General features: G+C 75.0%; 18 protein-coding genes. 14 read left to right on the top strand and 4 right to left on the bottom strand.

Annotated features, from left to right (window positions below):
• The first annotated feature begins 45 nt into the window (after window positions 1-45).
• The gene (locus AAG589_RS06955; RefSeq protein WP_430566515.1) at window positions 46-765 is read left to right on the top strand and encodes an SDR family NAD(P)-dependent oxidoreductase; all 720 of its coding nucleotides are present in this window, start codon (window positions 46-48) and stop codon (window positions 763-765) included.
• An 85-nt stretch (window positions 766-850) separates the two neighbouring features.
• Here AAG589_RS06955 and AAG589_RS06950 read toward each other — a convergent pair whose 3' ends face one another.
• From AAG589_RS06950 to tsaD, 3 genes are read right to left on the bottom strand one after another with little or no spacing between them, the layout of a single operon-like run.
• Window positions 851-1,720, bottom strand: a complete 870-nt coding sequence (locus AAG589_RS06950) for an alpha/beta fold hydrolase (RefSeq protein ID WP_430566514.1) — start codon at window positions 1,718-1,720, stop codon at window positions 851-853.
• A 2-nt stretch (window positions 1,721-1,722) separates the two neighbouring features.
• A complete protein-coding gene (locus AAG589_RS06945; RefSeq protein WP_430566513.1) occupies window positions 1,723-2,679 on the bottom strand; it encodes a class I SAM-dependent methyltransferase in 957 nt (318 codons plus the stop codon).
• A 56-nt stretch (window positions 2,680-2,735) separates the two neighbouring features.
• Window positions 2,736-3,806, bottom strand: a complete 1,071-nt coding sequence (gene tsaD / locus AAG589_RS06940) for a tRNA (adenosine(37)-N6)-threonylcarbamoyltransferase complex transferase subunit TsaD (protein ID WP_430566512.1) — start codon at window positions 3,804-3,806, stop codon at window positions 2,736-2,738.
• Window positions 3,807-3,946: 140 nt separating this feature from the next.
• Here tsaD and urtA point away from each other — a divergent pair, with 140 nt between their 5' ends.
• The 12 genes from urtA to AAG589_RS06880 are packed head-to-tail and all read left to right on the top strand — an operon-like array spanning window position 3,947 to window position 14,581.
• Window positions 3,947-5,239, top strand: coding sequence for an urea ABC transporter substrate-binding protein (gene urtA / locus AAG589_RS06935; protein ID WP_430566511.1), 1,293 nt, complete (start codon window positions 3,947-3,949; stop codon window positions 5,237-5,239).
• A gap of 28 nt (window positions 5,240-5,267) precedes the next feature.
• Window positions 5,268-6,152, top strand: a complete 885-nt coding sequence (urtB, locus tag AAG589_RS06930; RefSeq protein WP_430566510.1) for an urea ABC transporter permease subunit UrtB — start codon at window positions 5,268-5,270, stop codon at window positions 6,150-6,152.
• On the top strand, window positions 6,149-7,315 hold the full coding sequence (urtC, locus tag AAG589_RS06925; RefSeq protein WP_430566509.1) for an urea ABC transporter permease subunit UrtC: 1,167 nt from the start codon (window positions 6,149-6,151) through the stop codon (window positions 7,313-7,315). Before urtB ends, urtC begins: the two co-directional genes overlap by 4 nt.
• Window positions 7,312-8,157: an urea ABC transporter ATP-binding protein UrtD gene (gene urtD / locus AAG589_RS06920; protein ID WP_430566508.1), complete on the top strand. Its 846-nt coding sequence runs from the start codon at window positions 7,312-7,314 to the stop codon at window positions 8,155-8,157. The genes urtC and urtD overlap by 4 nt, the downstream gene beginning before the upstream one ends.
• Entirely contained in the window at window positions 8,154-8,855 is a 702-nt protein-coding gene (locus tag AAG589_RS06915) for an ATP-binding cassette domain-containing protein (protein WP_430566507.1), read from the top strand. Before urtD ends, AAG589_RS06915 begins: the two co-directional genes overlap by 4 nt.
• A gap of 34 nt (window positions 8,856-8,889) precedes the next feature.
• Complete coding sequence (locus AAG589_RS06910) at window positions 8,890-9,192, top strand: urease subunit gamma (RefSeq protein ID WP_430566506.1); 303 nt, start codon at window positions 8,890-8,892, stop codon at window positions 9,190-9,192.
• A 30-nt stretch (window positions 9,193-9,222) separates the two neighbouring features.
• Complete coding sequence (ureB, locus tag AAG589_RS06905; RefSeq protein WP_430566505.1) at window positions 9,223-9,585, top strand: urease subunit beta; 363 nt, start codon at window positions 9,223-9,225, stop codon at window positions 9,583-9,585.
• Window positions 9,585-11,288 carry an urease subunit alpha gene (locus AAG589_RS06900; RefSeq protein WP_430566504.1) on the top strand — a complete coding sequence of 568 codons (1,704 nt, stop codon included), beginning with the start codon at window positions 9,585-9,587 and terminating at the stop codon, window positions 11,286-11,288. Before ureB ends, AAG589_RS06900 begins: the two co-directional genes overlap by 1 nt.
• 16 nt (window positions 11,289-11,304) lie before the next feature.
• Complete coding sequence (locus tag AAG589_RS06895; RefSeq protein ID WP_430566503.1) at window positions 11,305-12,060, top strand: urease accessory protein UreF; 756 nt, start codon at window positions 11,305-11,307, stop codon at window positions 12,058-12,060.
• A complete protein-coding gene (gene ureG / locus AAG589_RS06890; protein ID WP_430566502.1) occupies window positions 12,053-12,844 on the top strand; it encodes an urease accessory protein UreG in 792 nt (263 codons plus the stop codon). Before AAG589_RS06895 ends, ureG begins: the two co-directional genes overlap by 8 nt.
• The gene (locus AAG589_RS06885; protein ID WP_430566501.1) at window positions 12,798-13,598 is read left to right on the top strand and encodes an urease accessory protein UreD; all 801 of its coding nucleotides are present in this window, start codon (window positions 12,798-12,800) and stop codon (window positions 13,596-13,598) included. The genes ureG and AAG589_RS06885 overlap by 47 nt, the downstream gene beginning before the upstream one ends.
• The gene (locus tag AAG589_RS06880; protein WP_430566500.1) at window positions 13,595-14,581 is read left to right on the top strand and encodes a HoxN/HupN/NixA family nickel/cobalt transporter; all 987 of its coding nucleotides are present in this window, start codon (window positions 13,595-13,597) and stop codon (window positions 14,579-14,581) included. The genes AAG589_RS06885 and AAG589_RS06880 overlap by 4 nt, the downstream gene beginning before the upstream one ends.
• Here AAG589_RS06880 and AAG589_RS06875 read toward each other — a convergent pair.
• Window positions 14,522-14,938: a MarR family winged helix-turn-helix transcriptional regulator gene (locus tag AAG589_RS06875; protein ID WP_430566499.1), complete on the bottom strand. Its 417-nt coding sequence runs from the start codon at window positions 14,936-14,938 to the stop codon at window positions 14,522-14,524. The two genes, AAG589_RS06880 and AAG589_RS06875, sit on opposite strands and share 60 nt — an antisense overlap.
• An 87-nt stretch (window positions 14,939-15,025) precedes the next feature.
• Between AAG589_RS06875 and AAG589_RS06870 the strand changes: the two genes are divergently transcribed.
• Window positions 15,026-16,081, top strand: coding sequence for a substrate-binding domain-containing protein (locus AAG589_RS06870; RefSeq protein WP_430566498.1), 1,056 nt, complete (start codon window positions 15,026-15,028; stop codon window positions 16,079-16,081).
• Window positions 16,082-16,087: the final 6 nt, after the last annotated feature.

The following is a 16,087-nucleotide window of genomic DNA, read 5'->3' as shown; positions in this document are numbered from 1 at the left end:
AGCTCCCGGCCGCCCCCGTGGTGGGCTGAACGCATGACAGAAACCATGACTGCGCTGGTCACCGGTGCCAACAAGGGCATCGGGCGCGAGGTGGCAGCCCAGCTCGCCTCGCTCGGCACGAACGTCCTGCTGGCCTCGCGCGACCCGCACCGCGGTGCGGCAGCCGCGGCCGAGCTGGGCCCGCGGGTGCACCCCGTCACCCTGGACGTCACCGACCACGCCAGCGTCCTGTCCGCCGCCCGCTGGGTCGAGGAGCGCTCGGGTCGGCTGGACATCCTGGTCAACAACGCCGGCATCTCCGGCGGCCTCGCCGCCCAGAGCCCTGGCAGCGTCGGGCTGCCCGCTGTACGCGAGGTGTTCGAGACCAACGTGTTCGGCGTGATGAGCGTGACCGACACGATGCTGCCGCTGCTCGCCCGCTCCCCCGCCGCCCGGATCGTCAACGTCAGCAGTGGACTGGGCTCTATCGCCCGGATGACCGACCCCGAGGACTACTTCGCCACCCGCCCGCCGATGGCTGCGTACGTCCCGTCCAAGACCGCGCTCAACTCGCTGACCGTGCAGTACGCCAAGGAGCTGCGCGGCCGCAACATCCTGGTCAACGCCGCCGATCCGGGGCCGTCCGCGACCGACTTCACCGCCGCGTTTCCCGGCCTCACCCGCACCGCCGCCGACGGCGCGGCCGTGGTCGTCCGGCTCGCCACGCTGCCCGACGGCGGCCCGACCGGCGGCTTCTTCGACGAGCACGGCCCGGTTCCCTGGTGAGCTGCCTGTCAGGGAACCGAGGACGGGGTGGACGTTGCGCAGGGTGGCGAGCTCGCACCCGATCCCACGGGTCCGAGCCACGCCACTAGGTCACCGCACCCGCCAGGAAGTCGCGCACGGCGGCCGCGAGCCGGGGCCTGCCCGGACCGATCCAGCACAGGTGCGTGGGCGAGTCCAGCTCGACGAGCCGGGCGTCGCGCAGGTGCTCCCGGTGGTCGAGCGCGTGCCGGTAGGCGACGCCCCCGTCGGTGGGCGAGGCGGTGATCAGGGCGGGGCACTCGACGCGTGCCAGCGCCGCACGACGCGCCGCGGCCGCCGCGGGCCGCGCCTGGCGCAGGTCGGTGACGAACCCGCGCCGCGAGCGCATCCCGCGGAACATCGCCCGGGCGGCGTCGCGGTCGGCGGCACCGAGCCCGTCCCACCACTGCCGGGCGGGCAGCGTGGAGAGGGTGGCGAGCATGCGGCGCAGGCCCGCGTCCGAGCGGACGAGCCGGCGCACCAGCCACCAGGTCGCGCCCTCGAGCAGCGGCGAGAAGACCACCGGCGCGAGCCACGCCTCGGCCCTGCTGTCGGGGTACGCCAGCGTGGAGGGCGCACAGCTGTGCAGCACGAGCCGCTCGGCGCCGATCCCCCGGTGCGCCGCGACCTGCACGGCCTGCAGCCCGCCGAACGACACCCCCACCGCCGCCGCGACCCGGCCGAGCCCCAGGGCACCGCGCACCTCGGCCACCACGTCGGCGAACGCGGCGGCGACCATCGCCCCGACCCGCGTGCGCCCGTACCCCGGCCGGGAGAACGAGACGACGTCGAGACCCAGGTCCGTGTACAGGTCCCCGCCGCAGTCGGTCGCCGCGGAGCAGTGGCCGCCCGGGAAGAACAGCACGGCAGGCCTCTCGCCGCGGCCGGTCCGGGAGACCTCGACCGGCCCCGCCGACGTCGGCACGACCTGCAGCACGCCTACTCCTTCTCGAAGTCCCACACGATGAGCACGGGCGCCCCGGCGTAGGCCGCGTGCGTGGCCGCCTCGACCCACGGCATCATCTCCCAGATGTTCGGCGGCCTCGTGGGGTCCTCGAAGTCCAGGTCCGCGGCGGGGTCGAAGCCACCGGTGCCGGGGTGCGGGGCCGCGGTGAACTCCGGGGCGGCGGCGTCGTCCGCGGCGCCCCCGGCGTACTCGCGGCAGAACCGCGGCACCAGGCCCACGGGCAGCGCCGCCTGCAGGTACTCGCTCGTCTCGTGCCGCCAGTTCGGGATGTACCCGAACTCGCCGTCCGCGCCCTCGACGAGCGGGTAGAGCGGCGAGCCGACGTAGTGCCCGCGGGTGTCGGAGACGACGAGGCGGCCGCCGGGCCGCAGCACCCGCGCGAGCTCGGCGAGCACCGGGCCGAGGTCCCGCACGTGGCTCAGCGCGAGGGTGACCACCACAAGGTCGGCGGAGGCGTCCGGCACCGGCAGGTCGTGCAGGTCGGCCCGCGCGAACCGGGCGCCGGGAACCTTGGCGCGGGCGATCTCGAGCATGTCCTCCGAGGTGTCGAACGCGAGCACCTCGTGCCCCTGCTCGACGAGCCACCGGGTGTGCCGGCCCGTGCCGCAGGCGGCGTCGATCACGAGGCCGGGCTCGGAGCGCTCCATCAGCGGGCGGACGAGCGGCTCCTCCATCCCCCAGAATCCGTTCGGCCCGGCGTCGTAGCGCGGCGCCCAGTGCCGGTAGCCGTCCTGGGTGGTGATCGGCGGCACGTCCTGACCGTCGCCGAACCGGTCGGCCGCGTCGAGCAGCGCACGCACGTCGGCCAGGCGCGCCTCGACGAAGGCGCGGTCGTGCTCGCCGGCGAACGCGCGCAGCAGGGCGACCCCCTCGAGCCCGACGAGGTAGGCGAGCGGGTGCTGGTGGATGCTGGGGCGCGTCGTCGTCACGACCGGCACGCTAGCCGCGGCCGGCGCCCGCGCCGAGGACTTTTCTCAGACGGTGCTCAGACGGTGATGGTCGTCATCGGCATCGACGAGTCCACGGGGAAGTCGAAGCTCGACGGCGCCACCCCGGCGCGCACGACGGCGGAGCCCAGGGCGGCGATCATCGCGCCGTTGTCGGTGCAGTAGCGGATCGGCGGGATGCGCAGGTCGATGCCGGCCTCGGCGCACCGCTTCGCGGCCATGTCGCGCAGCTGGCTGTTGGCGGAGAACCCGCCGCCCACGACGAGCGTGTCGACGTCGTGGCGCCGGCAGGCGGCGATCGTCTTGGCCGTGAGGACGTCGGCCACGGCGGCGGCGAACGACGCCGCGACGTCGGCCGCGGGGACCTCGCGCCCGGAGTCGACGCACGCCTCGATCCAGCGGGCGACGGCCGTCTTGAGACCCGAGAACGAGAAGTCGTACGCGTGCTTCGCCTGGTCCTTGGCAGCCGTGAGGCCGCGGGGGAAGCGGATCGCCTCGGGGTCGCCCTCGCGCGCGAGGCGGTCGATGTGCGGGCCGCCGGGGTACGGCAGGCCCAGCAGCCGGCCGACCTTGTCGAAGGCCTCCCCCGCCGCGTCGTCGAGCGTCGAGCCGAGCTCGGTGACGTGCGTCGCGACGTCGTCGACGAGCATGAGGGTGCTGTGCCCGCCGGAGACGACCAGCGCCATCGTGCGGCCGGAGAAGGGCCCGTCCACGAGCTGGTTCACCGCGGCGTGCCCGATGACGTGGTTGATGCCGTACAGCGGCTTGTTCAGCCCGATCGCGAGCGCCTTGGCCGCGGAGGCGCCGATCGTCAGCGGCCCGACGAGGCCCGGGCCCGCCGTCACCGCGACGGCGTCGATCTCGGAGAGGTCCACGTCGGCCTCGCCCAGCGCGCGCCGGATGGTGGGCACCATGGCCTCGAGGTGGGCGCGGCTCGCGACCTCCGGGATGATCCCGCCGTAGCGGGCGTGCTCGTCCATGGAGCTGGCGACGGCGTCGACGAGGAGCGTGTCTCCCCTCACGAGCGCGACGCCCGTCTCGTCGCAGGAGGTCTCGATCCCGAGCACGAGGGGATCGCCGCCGGTGTGCGCGTGTGCCATGGCTCCCATGATCGCACCGGATCGAGGGCCGACGCCCCGACCAGCCGTAACACGATGGTGACACCGAACTCACGGCGAGGACACGTGGCCGTACTTGGGTTCATCTGAACCTATTCGGGCCTCCGGGCCACGGCCACGAACGGAGCACCATGCGTCCTCGCAAGAGCACGGGCACCACGGGCACCACGCGCACCGGCACCACCCGACCTGTCGTCGCCTCGCTCGCCGTCCTCGCGGTCGCGGCCCTCTCCGCCTGCGGGGCCCGGGTCGACGCGGCGAGCGGCGACGCCTCGGCGTCCGCGGCAGCCGGCTGCGTCGACACGTCGGGCGACACGGTCAAGGTCGGCTTCCTCAACTCGCTGTCGGGCACGATGGCGATCTCCGAGCAGACCGTGCACGACTCCCTCGAGCTGGCCGCCAAGGAGATCAACGCAGACGGCGGCGTGCTGGACAAGCAGCTCGAGGTCGTCACCGAGGACGGTCAGTCGGAGCCCACCGTCTTCGCGGAGAAGGCGACCAAGCTCATCACGAGCGACTGCGTCGCCGCGGTGTTCGGCGGCTGGACGTCGGCGTCGCGCAAGGCGATGCTGCCCGTCTTCGAGGCGAACGACTCGCTCCTGTTCTACCCGGTCCAGTACGAGGGCCTCGAGGCGTCGAAGAACATCTTCTACACCGGCGCCACGACGAACCAGCAGATCGTGCCGGCCCTCGACTACCTCAAGGAGCAGGGCACGAAGACGCTGTTCCTCGTCGGTTCCGACTACGTCTTCCCGCGCACGGCGAACAAGATCATCAACGCCTACGCGGAGGCGAACGGCATGGAGGTCGTCGGCGAGGAGTACGCGCCGCTCGGCCACACGGACTTCTCCACCATCGTCAACAAGGTGAAGGCCGCCGGAGCCGACGCCGTCTTCAATACCCTGAACGGCGACTCCAACGTCGCGTTCTTCAAGGAGTACAACAACGCCGGCCTGTCGGCCGACGACATGCCCGTCGTCTCCGTCTCGATCGCCGAGGAGGAGGTCGGCGGCATCGGCGTCGACAACGTCGAGGGCCAGCTCACCGCCTGGAACTATTACCAGACGGTCGACAGCCCGGAGAACGACGCGTTCGTGAAGGCGTTCCAGGCCGAGTACGGCAAGGACCGCGTCACGTCCGACCCGATGGAGGCCGCGTACACGTCGCTGTACCTGTGGAAGGCGATGGTCGAGAAGGCCGAGTCCTTCGACGTCGCCGACGTCCAGGCCGCCGCCGACGGCGTCTCCTTCGACGCCCCCGAGGGCACCGTCGTCGTGGACGGCGACAACCACCACGTCGCCAAGACCGCCCTCATCGGGAAGATCGGCGCCGACGGGCTGATCCACACCGAGTGGAGCTCCGACGAGCCCATCGAGCCCGACCCGTTCCTCGAGGGCTACGACTGGGCCGAGGGCCTGTCCTGAACCGGCGCGCCGGGGACACGGACACGACATGGACACCCTCCTCTCCCAGCTGTTCGCGGGCCTGAGCCTCGGCTCCGTGCTGCTGCTCGCGGCCCTGGGCCTCGCCCTGACGTTCGGTCAGATGGGCGTGATCAACATGGCCCACGGCGAGTTCATGATGGCGGGCGCCTACACGGCGTTCGTGATCCAGGGCCTCCTCGGCGACCCCGGCGCGAGCCTGCTCGTGTCGCTGCCGCTCGGCTTCCTGGTGGGCGGGGCGCTCGGGCTGCTGCTCGAGGCCACGCTCATCCACCGCATGTACCGGCGCCCGCTCGACACGCTGCTCGTCACCTGGGGCGTCGCGCTCGTGCTGCAGCAGGTGGCCCGCGACGTGTTCGGCGCCCCCAACGTCGACGTGGCCGCGCCCGGCTGGCTGTCCGGCGCGGTCACCGTCGGCGGGCTCGCCCTGCCGAAGACGCGGCTGTTCATCCTGGCGCTGGCCGTGGTGTGCGTCGTCGCGCTGGCCCTCGTCCTGCGGGCCACGCCCCTGGGGCGGCGGATCCGGGCCGTCGTGCAGCACCGGGACCTCGCCGAGGCGTCGGGCATCTCGTCCCGGGCCACCGACCGGCTGACGTTCTTCATCGGCTCCGGGCTGGCCGGCGTGGCGGGCGTGGCCCTCACGCTGCTCGGGTCCGTCGGCCCGACCCTCGGCACCAGCTACATCGTCGACGCGTTCCTGGTCGTCGTCGCGGGCGGCATCGGTCAGGTCAAGGGCACCGTCATCGCGGCGACGGCGCTCGGCCTGCTGCAGGCGTTCTTCGAGTACTCCACCACGGCGTCGGTCGCGAAGGTGCTGGTCTTCGTCGTCATCGTCGCCTTCCTGCAGGTCCGGCCCCAGGGTCTGGTGTCGGTCCGGACGAGGAGCCTCGCATGAGCACCCCCACCACCTCCGTCGCAGGGCGCCTGTCGGCGCTGACCCGCCCCGGCCGGGCGCGCGCCCTGGCCGGGTTCGGCCTCGCCGCCGTCCTGCTCTTCGCCGTCGCCCCGGTGCTGCTCAGCCCGTTCCGGCTCGGCCTGCTGGGCAAGTTCCTCTGCCTGGCGATGGTCGCCGTCGGGATCGGCCTCGCCTGGGGCCGGGGCGGGCTGCTCACCCTCGGCCAGGGCGTGTACTTCGGCCTGGGCGCCTACCTCATGGCGATGCACCTCAAGCTGGCCGACGCCGGCCCCGGCGGCGTGCCCGACTTCATGATGCTCTACGGCACGGGCGAGGTGCCGGGGTGGTGGGAGCCGCTGCGCTCCCCCGCCGTCGCGCTCGCCCTGGTGGTGCTGGTGCCCGCCGCGCTCGCGGCCCTGCTCGGCTGGGCGGTGTTCACCCGGCGGGTGCGCGGCGCGTACTTCGCGATCCTCTCGCAGGCGCTCGCCGCCGCGTTCGCCATCCTGCTGATCGGCCAGCAGCAGACGACGGGCGGCACCAACGGGCTCAACGGGTTCCGGTCGTTCTTCGGCTACGACCTCGCGGACCCGGTCAACCAGCGGATGCTCTACCTGATCGCCGCGGGCGTCCTGCTCGTCATGGTCCTGGTCGCCCGCCAGCTCATGACCTCACGCTTCGGCGAGGTGCTCGTCGCGGTGCGCGACCAGGAGGACCGCGTGCGGTTCCTCGGCTACGACCCGGCGGCGATCAAGACGGCGGCCTACGTCGTCGCGGCCGTGATGGCCGCCGTGGGCGGGGCGCTGTTCGTGCCCATCGTGGGGATCATCTCCCCCGCCGACGTCGGGGTGGTGCCGTCGATCGGCTTCCTCGTCGGGGTGGCGATCGGCGGTCGCGCGACGCTGCTCGGGCCCGTGCTCGGGTCGATCGCCGTGAGCTGGGCCCAGACCTCCATGTCCGAGCAGTTCCCGTCCGGCTGGATCTACCTCCAGGGAGCCCTGTTCATCCTCGTCGTCGCGTTCCTGCCCGGCGGCCTCGCCTCCCTGCTGGCGACCTGGCGCCGCCGGCGACCCGTGCGCGAGGACGAGCCCGACGCCCCCGCGACGCCGGACGGCGCGACCGCGCCGGACGCCGCCGACCTCCTGCCCGAAGGGAGCCGCGCATGACCACGCCGGAGATCGACCTGGCGGCTGCCGACGCGCTGCTGGGCGACGACACCGCCCGGTTCCGCCACGACTACCTCGAGGTGCGGGGGCTGCGCGTCGAGTTCGGCGGGTTCGTCGCCGTCCGCGACGTGGACCTCACCGTCACCCAGGGGGACCTGCGGTTCCTCATCGGGCCGAACGGCGCGGGCAAGACGACCCTCATCGACGCGGTCACGGGCCTGGTCCGGGCCGCGGCGGGGTCGGCGCGCTTCGGCGGCACCGAGCTGCTGGGGCGCGCCACCCACCGGGTCGCCCGCGCGGGCGTCGGCCGCACGTTCCAGACGGCGAGCGTGTTCGAGGAGCTCACGGTGCTGCAGAACCTCGACATCGCGGCGGGCGCGCGACGCCGGGCGGGCACGCTGCTGCGGCGGCGCCGCGGCGTCCCGGAGGCGGTCGAGCAGGCGATGGAGACCGTCGGGCTCGCCGCCCTGCGCGACGTCCCGGCCGGCGTCCTGGCGCACGGCCAGAAGCAGTGGCTCGAGATCGGGATGCTGCTGGTGCAGGACGCGCACCTGCTGCTGCTCGACGAGCCCGTCGCGGGCATGACCCAGGCGGAGCGCGAGGAGACCGGCGAGCTGCTGCGCCGGGTCGGCTCGCAGCGCGTCGTCGTGGTCGTGGAGCACGACATGGAGTTCCTGCGCTCCTACGCCGACTCGGTGACCGTGATGCACCAGGGCCGGGTCCTGGCGGAGGGCACCGTGGCCGAGGTGCAGCGGGACCCGGCGGTCGTCGAGGTGTACCTCGGCGCCCCCACGGGCGCCTCGGCCGACAGCAGGGCCACGACGACGGAGGGACCCGCATGATGCTCGAGCTGGACGGCGTGAGCACGGGCTATGGCCGCACGACGGTGGTGCACGACGTCGACCTCGCCGTCGCGGAGGGGTCGCTCAGCGCGGTGCTGGGCCACAACGGGGCGGGCAAGACGACGCTCCTCAAGGCGGTGCTGGGCCTGCTGCCGGTGCGCTCCGGCGCCGTGCGGCTGGCCGGCGACGACGTCACCCGCTGGGCGACGCACCGCCGCGTCCGCGCGGGGATCGCCTACGTGCCGCAGGGCCAGCAGTCGTTCGGCCAGCTCACCGCCCGCGAGAACCTGCAGGTCGTGGCCGACGCCCACGGCGCCGCGGGCCGACGGCGCACCGACGAGGCGCTCGACCTCTTCCCCGCCCTGCGCGACCTGCTCGGCCGCCAGGCGGGCCTCCTGTCGGGCGGCCAGCGCCAGCAGCTCGCCATCGCCCGGGCGCTGGTCACCGGGCCACGCCTGCTGGTGCTCGACGAGCCCGCCGAGGGCATCCAGCCGAACGTCGTGACCGAGATCTACGCCGCGATCACCACGCTGACGACCGCGGGCGGCCTGTCCGCCCTGCTGGTGGAGCAGCACCTCGGCTACGCCGTCGAGCACGCGGCCGAGTACGCCGTCCTCGCCTCCGGGCGGGTGACCCACCGCGGCGCGGGCGGCGGGGCCGCCGCCGTCGCGGGCGCGCGGGAGGCGATGGCGCTGTGACCGGCCGACCGTCCGCCCGACCCGAGGAGCTCCCGTGCACCTGACCCCCGCCGACACCGAGAAGCTGCTGCTCGCCGTCGCCGGCATGGTGGCGCGCGACCGGCTCGCGCGCGGCGTGCGGCTCAACCACCCCGAGTCCGTCGCGCTGCTCGCCTGCTGGGTCATCGAGCGGGCGCGCGACGGCGCCGACGTGTCCGCCCTCATGCAGGACGGCCGCGACGTGCTGACCCGCGAGCAGGTCATGGACGGCGTGCCCGAGCTGCTCACCGACGTCCAGGTCGAGGCCACGTTCCCCGACGGCCGCAAGCTCGTCACCCTGCACCACCCCATCCCCTGACCACGACCCACGACCTGACAGGAGGGCCCCGTGTCCGCACCCGCGCCCACCGGCCCCGGCGCCGTCCGCGTCGCCCCGGGCCGGATCGAGCTCAACCCCCGGCCCGCCCCCGAGCGGCTGCGGCTCGTCGTCGAGAACACCGGCGACCGCCCGGTCCAGGTGGGCTCGCACGTGCACCTGCCCGACGCCAACGCCGCGCTCCGCTTCGACCGCGCCGCGGCCCACGGCTTCCGGCTCGACGTACCGTCGGGCACGTCCCAGCGGTTCGAGCCCGGCGTGAGCCGCGAGGTCGACGCCGTGACGATCCGCGGCGCGCGGCGCGTCCCCGGCATCCAGCGCGGCAAGGCCGACGGCGGCGCCCTGGGGCCCGTCGCGGGGACGGAGGAGAGCTGATGGTCTGGATCGACCGCGCGCGCTACGCCGCGCTGTACGGACCGACGGTGGGCGACCAGGTGCGCCTCGGCGACACCGACCTGTGGATCGAGGTCACCGAGGACCGCACGGTCGGCGGTGAGGAGGCCGTCTTCGGCGGCGGCAAGTCGATCCGGGAGTCGATGGCGCAGTCCACCCGCACCCGCGCGGACGGCGCGCCCGACACCGTGATCACCGGCGTCGTCGTCCTCGACTGGTGGGGCGTGGTGCGGGCCGACGTCGGGCTGCGCGGCGGGCGGATCGTCGCCCTGGGCCGTGCCGGCAACCCCGACGTCGCGGACGGCGTGCACCCCGACCTCGTCATCGGGCCGTCCACGGACGTGATCTCCGGAGAGGGCCGGATCCTCACCGCAGGCGGCTTCGACCCGCACGTGCACCTGCTGTCGCCGTCCGCGCTGCGCGAGGCGCTCGCCACCGGCATCACGACCGTCGCCGGCGGCGGCACCGGACCGTCGGAGGGCTCCAAGGCGACCACGGTCACCCCCGGCGCCTGGCACCTGCGGTCCGTGCTGCGCGCGCTGGACCACCTGCCGCTCAACGTGCTGCTGCTGGGCAAGGGCAACACGGTGAGCGACGAGTCCCTCGCCGAGCAGGCGCTCGCCGGGGCGGCCGGCTACAAGGTGCACGAGGACTGGGGCTCCACGCCCGCGGCCCTCGACGCCGCGCTGCGGGCCGCGGACGAGTGGGGCCTGCAGGTGGCGCTGCACTCGGACTCGCTCAACGAGGCCGGCTTCGTGCAGTCCACGATCGACGCGATCGACGGGCGCGGGATCCACGCCTACCACGTGGAGGGCGCGGGCGGCGGGCACGCCCCCGACATCCTCACCATCGCGGGCCTGCCGCACGTGCTGCCCGGGTCGACCAACCCGACCCTCCCCCACACGGTGAACACGGTGGCCGAGCACCTCGACATGCTCATGGTCTGCCACCACCTCAATCCGGCCGTCCCGGAGGACCTCGCGTTCGCCGAGTCGCGCATCCGCGCCACGACGATCGCCGCCGAGGACGTGCTGCACGACCTGGGCGCCATCTCCATCACCTCCTCCGACGCCCAGGCGATGGGCCGCATCGGCGAGGTGATCACCCGCACCTGGCAGGTGGCGCACGTGATGAAGCACCGCCGCGGGGCGCTGTCGTCCGCCGAGCCGGCAGACAACGAGCGCGCCCGGCGGTACGTCGCGAAGTACACGATCAACCCGGCCGTGGCGCACGGCGTGGACGCGCACATCGGCTCCGTGGAGCCCGGCAAGCTGGCCGACCTGGTGCTGTGGGACCCGCGGTTCTTCGGGTTCCGTCCGGAGCTCGTGATCAAGGGCGGGGTCATCGCCTGGGCCGCGCTCGGCGACCCGAACGCGTCCATCCCCACGCCCCAGCCCGTGCTGCAGCGCCCGGCGTTCGGCGACGCGGTCGGCGCGGACCACTCGCTCGCGTTCGTCGCGCCGGCTGCGATCGAGGACGGCCTGGCCTCCCGGCTCGGCCTGCGCCGCGGGCTGGCCGCCGTCGCGCCCACGCGGGGCCTGACCAAGGCGGACATGCGCAACAACGACGCACTGCCGGCCATCGACATCCGCCCCGACACCTTCGAGATCCGGGTGGACGGCGACCTGGTGGAGCCCGCGCCCGCCGCCCGGCTGCCCCTCGCCCAGCTCTACTCGATGTTCTGAGCCGGGCCAGGTCTCCATGACGCTCCTCGCCCCCCACCCCGCGACGGTCGCGCTGCTGCTCGCCGACGCCCGCCTGCCCGGCGGCGGCCACGCGCACTCCGCGAGCCTCGAGCCCGCGCTGCGCGGCGGCATGCCGCCGTCCGACGTGCCCGCCTGGATGGTGGGGCGCGCGACGACGGTCAGCCTCGTGGAGGCCGGCACCGCCGTCGTCGCCGCGCGGCTGCTCGCCGACGCCGAGCCGGGGGCGCCCGAGCACGGCTCCCGGGTCGACGCCGTGGTCCGCGCCTGGGCGGCGCGGACGCCGTCGCCCGCGCTGCGGGACGCCTCGCGCCTGCTCGGGCGCGGCTACCTGCGCGTCGCGCGCACGCTGTGGCCGGGCAGCGCGGCCGTCCGCGTGCTGGTGGACCACGACGCGGCATCGCGCCGTCCCGACGGCCACGCGCCGGGCGGCCCGCGGGGCGCCGGCGCCCTGCCGCGCGCGGTCGTGCTCGGCGCGATCGCGGCGGCAACCGGCCTCCCGCCCGCGGACGTCGTCCGCCTCACCGTCTACGACGACGCCCAGACCGCGGCGTCGGCCCTGCTCAAGCTCGAGCCGCTGGACCCCCTCGCCCCCGCGCGGTGGGTCCTCGACGCGTGCGCGGCGGCGGAGGAGCACGTGCTCCGCGTCGCGGCGTGCGCCACCCCGGAGGACATCCCGGCCTCCGGAGCCCCGTTGACCGAGGGCTGGGCCGAGGCCCACGCCCTCACGACCCAGAGGTTGTTCCGTGCCTGAGACCACTCCCCCCACGAACCCCGCTCCCGCCCGCGCCCTGCGCCTCGGTGTCGCCGGCCCCGTCGGCGTCGGCAAGTCCTCGCTGATCGCCACGGTGTGCCGCGCGCTGGCCGACGAGCTGCGGATCGGCGTCATCACCAACGACATCTACACCGACGAGGACGCCCGCTTCCTGCGCTCCGCCGGCGTGCTGGACCCGGAGCGCATCCGCGCCGTCGAGACGGGCGCCTGCCCGCACACCGCGATCCGCGACGACGTCACCGCCAACCTGCTGGCCGCCGAGGACCTGGAGCGCGACTTCGCGCCCCTCGACCTCGTGGTCATCGAGTCGGGCGGCGACAACCTCACCGCCACCTTCTCCCCCGCCCTCGTGGACGCGCAGATCTTCGTGCTCGACGTCGCCGGCGGCGGCGACGTCGCGCGCAAGGGCGGCCCCGGCATCGGCCGCGCCGACCTGCTCGTGGTGAACAAGACCGACCTCGCGCCGCACGTGGGGGTGGACGTCGCGCAGATGGTCGCCGACGCGTCGGCCGCCCGCGACGGGCGGGACGTCGTCGCCCTGTCCCGCACGGACCCGGCCTCCGTCGCGGAGCTGCGGGCGTGGCTCCTCGGCGTGCTCGACCTGTTCCGCGCCGGCGCGCACGTGGCGCAGGACCCGGGCCCGATGGCGCCGCACTTCCACGCCGACGAGGCGGGCGGCGGCGTGCTGCACACCCACGCGGACGGCGACGCCGACCATGAGCACGCGCATGAGCCCGGGCACGAGCACGCGCACGCGCACTGACGTGCGGCTCACGCTCGTCGAGGTCGACCGGCCCGCGGTGCCGGGCGCGCCCGTGCGCGTCCGCACGCGGGACGACCTGCTCGCCGTGCGGACCGTCGCGCGCGGGACCGAGCACGCCGAGGTGGCGCTGGTCGCGACGGGCGCGGTGCTGCTCGGCGGCGACCACGTGACCGTCCGCGTCCGCGTCGCCGACGGGTGTGCGCTCACCCTGACCGACGTCGGCGGCACGGTCGCGTACGACGGCGACGGCGCGCCGTGCCGGTGGGACGTCGAGGTGCGCCTCGGGGCCGGCGCCCGGCTCACGTGGTGGGGCCTGCCGTTCGTCGTGTCCACCGGCGCGGACGTGACCCGGTCCACCGACGCCGTCCTCGGCGCCGGGGCGCGGCTGGTGCTGCGCGAGACCGTCGTGCTCGGGCGCGACGGCGAGGCCGGCGGCCGCGTGCTGCTGCGCTCCACGGCGGTCGACGACGACGGGCCCCTGCTCGTGGAGGAGGTCGCCGCCGCGGGCGACCGGCCCGTGCCCGGCGTGCTGGGCGGGCTGCGCGTGATCGACACCGTCACGCGCCTGCACGGGTCCGGCGGGGACGAGACGGCGCCGGCCGCCGAGCCCGGCGCCCCGCGCGCCGACGGCGCGGTGACGCTGCGCCTGGAGCGCGGCGGCGAGCTGACGCGCTGGCTGGGCACGTCCGCTCATCTCAGCCCGCTGCACCGGTCCGACCTCGTACCGGCCCTCCCCCGTCAGGAGATCGCATGACCCGCACCGTCCCCGTCGTGGTCGCCCTGCACGTCGTGGGGGTCGGCGGCCTCGCCGCCACCCTCGCGCTCGACGGCGGCGCGGGCGCGGTCACGCTCGTCATGGCCCTCACCGCGTACGGGCTGGGCCTGCGGCACGCGTTCGACGCCGACCACATCGCCACGATCGACAACACCACCCGGCGGCTCGTGCGGGAGGGCCGCGACGCCCGCGGGGTGGGGCTGTGGTTCTCGCTCGGCCACTCGACGGTGGTCGTCGCCGCCGCGGTGCTGCTCGCCGTCGGCGTGCAGGCGCTCGCGCCCGCGCTCGAGGACGAGTCGTCCCCGTGGCGCCGGTTCACCGGGGTGTGGGGGCCGGTGGTGTCCGGCACCTTCCTGCTGGCGATCGCCGTCGTGAACGTGCTGATGCTCCGCCGCGCCCTGCGCGCCGCGCGGGGTGGGGGCGGCCACCACCACGACGTCGAGTCCGTGGGCGGCCCCGTCTCGTGGGCGCTGCGCCGCTTCGCGTGGGCCACCGACCGCCCGGGCCGGATGTACGGCGTCGGCCTCGTCTTCGGCCTGGGCTTCGACACCGCCACGGAGATCGGCCTGCTCGCGATGACGGCGTCGGCCGCGCTGGGTCAGGTGCCCTGGTACGCACCGCTGCCGCTGGCCGTCCTGTTCGCGGCGGGCATGTCGCTCCTGGACTCCCTGCAGGGCTCGGCCGCGCGCCGCGCGTACGCCCAGGCCGGCGGACCGGGAGGCGCCGCCGGCGGGCGTCGCCTGCGCTACGACGTGCTCGTCACCGGGGTGTCCGCGGCGGCCGCGGTGGGCATCGGCGGCGTCACGCTGATGCAGGTGGCCGCCGAGCGCGTGCCCGCGCTGTCCGGCCTGCCGGGGGCGTCGGCCAGCCTCGAGCCGTACGGCCTGGTGCTCGCCGGGGTGCTACTCGTCGCGTGGCTGGTCGGCATGCTCCGCCTGCGCCAGCCGCGCGTCGAGGCCTGACAGCACGTCCCGCCCGCGCGACGACAGGTGGACGCGGATCACGCGTCGGTCGAACGCGTCCACCTCGCGGTACACCAGCGCGCGGGTGACGAGCGCGTCCACGCGGCGTCCGAGCGTCGCCTTGTCGGTGACGGTCGCCGCGCGCAGCTCGGACATCGTGGCGCCCGGGCGGCGGCCCAGCGCGCCGAGCACCAGCCACTCGTCCACCGTGCACCCGGCCTGCGCCAGGACGTCGGCGGCACGGCGCGCGGCACGACGCCCCGCGAGCACGGAGTCGCGCAGGAGGTCGGCGGGCGCCTCGGGCACGTCCCCACCGGGCTCCGTCGTGGTGCTCCCCGACCGCACAGCCGTCCGCATGCTGACCCGCCTTCCGTGGTGCTCGTACACTACCGGCCATCACAGGCCGGGGCCCGGGACGCGGCCCCCTCGCGCGGACGGGACGTCATGTCGGACTTCGTCGTCGGCGTCCTGCTGCACTTCCAGGGGCCGGGCGGGATCTACGGCCCCTCGTGCCAGGCCGTCACGGAGCTCGCGGTCGCCGAGCTCAACGCCACGGGCGGCATCCTCGGCCGCCCCGTGCGCGCCGAGCTGCTCGACGCCGGGCAGCCCGCGCCCCAGCTGCGCCACCGGCTCGGCGCGGCGCTCGACGCGGGCCGCCTCCACGGGCTCACCGGGTGGCACACGTCGGCGGTACGGCACGCCGTCGTGCCGCTGGTGCAGCGCCGCGTCCCGTACGTGTACCCCGCGGCGTACGAGGGCGCCGAGACCCGGCCCGGGCTCTACGTCACCGGCGAGGTGCCGTCGGCCCAGCTCTTCCCCGCGATCGAGCGGCTGCGGTCCGAGACGGGGGCACGGCGGTGGTTCGTCGTCGGGGACGACTACGCCTGGCCCCGCGGCACGTACGCCGCGCTGGCGCCGCGGCTGGCCGGGCTCGGCGCCGGCTTCGCGGGGGCGCGCTTCCTGCCGGAGCAGGGCGCGAGCGACGCGCAGCTCGCGGCGACGCTCGACGACGTGGAGCGCTCGGGCGCCGAGGGCGTGCTGCTGCTGATGGTGGGGCAGAACGGGGTGCGGTTCAACCGCCTGTTCGCCCGCCGGGGCCTGCACGAGCGGGTGGTGCGCCTCAGCACGCTCATGGAGGAGAACATGCTCATGGGCAGCGGCGCGGGCGCCACCGCGAACCTCTACTCGGCCGGCGGCTGGTTCCGCAGCCTCGCCACCGGCGAGGCCCTCGACCTCGTCGGCCGCTACACGGCGCACCACGGGCTGCACGCGCCCGCCGTCGGCGCCGCCGCGGAGGCCTGCTACGAGGGGATCCTCGCGCTGCGGACCATCGTCGAGCGGGCGGGCAGCGCCGCCGTCGCCGCGACCGACCGGTCCGTCGACGGCCTCACCTACACCGGGCCGCGCGGGCTGGTCCGGTTCCGCGGCAACCACGCCGAGCAGCGGCTGTACCTCGCGCGCGCCGACGGGTTCGACTTCGAGCCGCTGACCGCCCTCTGAGCGACG

The sequence above is a fragment of the Isoptericola sp. F-RaC21 genome (assembly GCF_038593535.1).
Lineage (GTDB): Bacteria > Actinomycetota > Actinomycetes > Actinomycetales > Cellulomonadaceae > Isoptericola.
The sequence above is the reverse complement of the archived record's forward strand: the minus strand, read 5'-3'. Positions and strand labels throughout refer to the sequence as shown.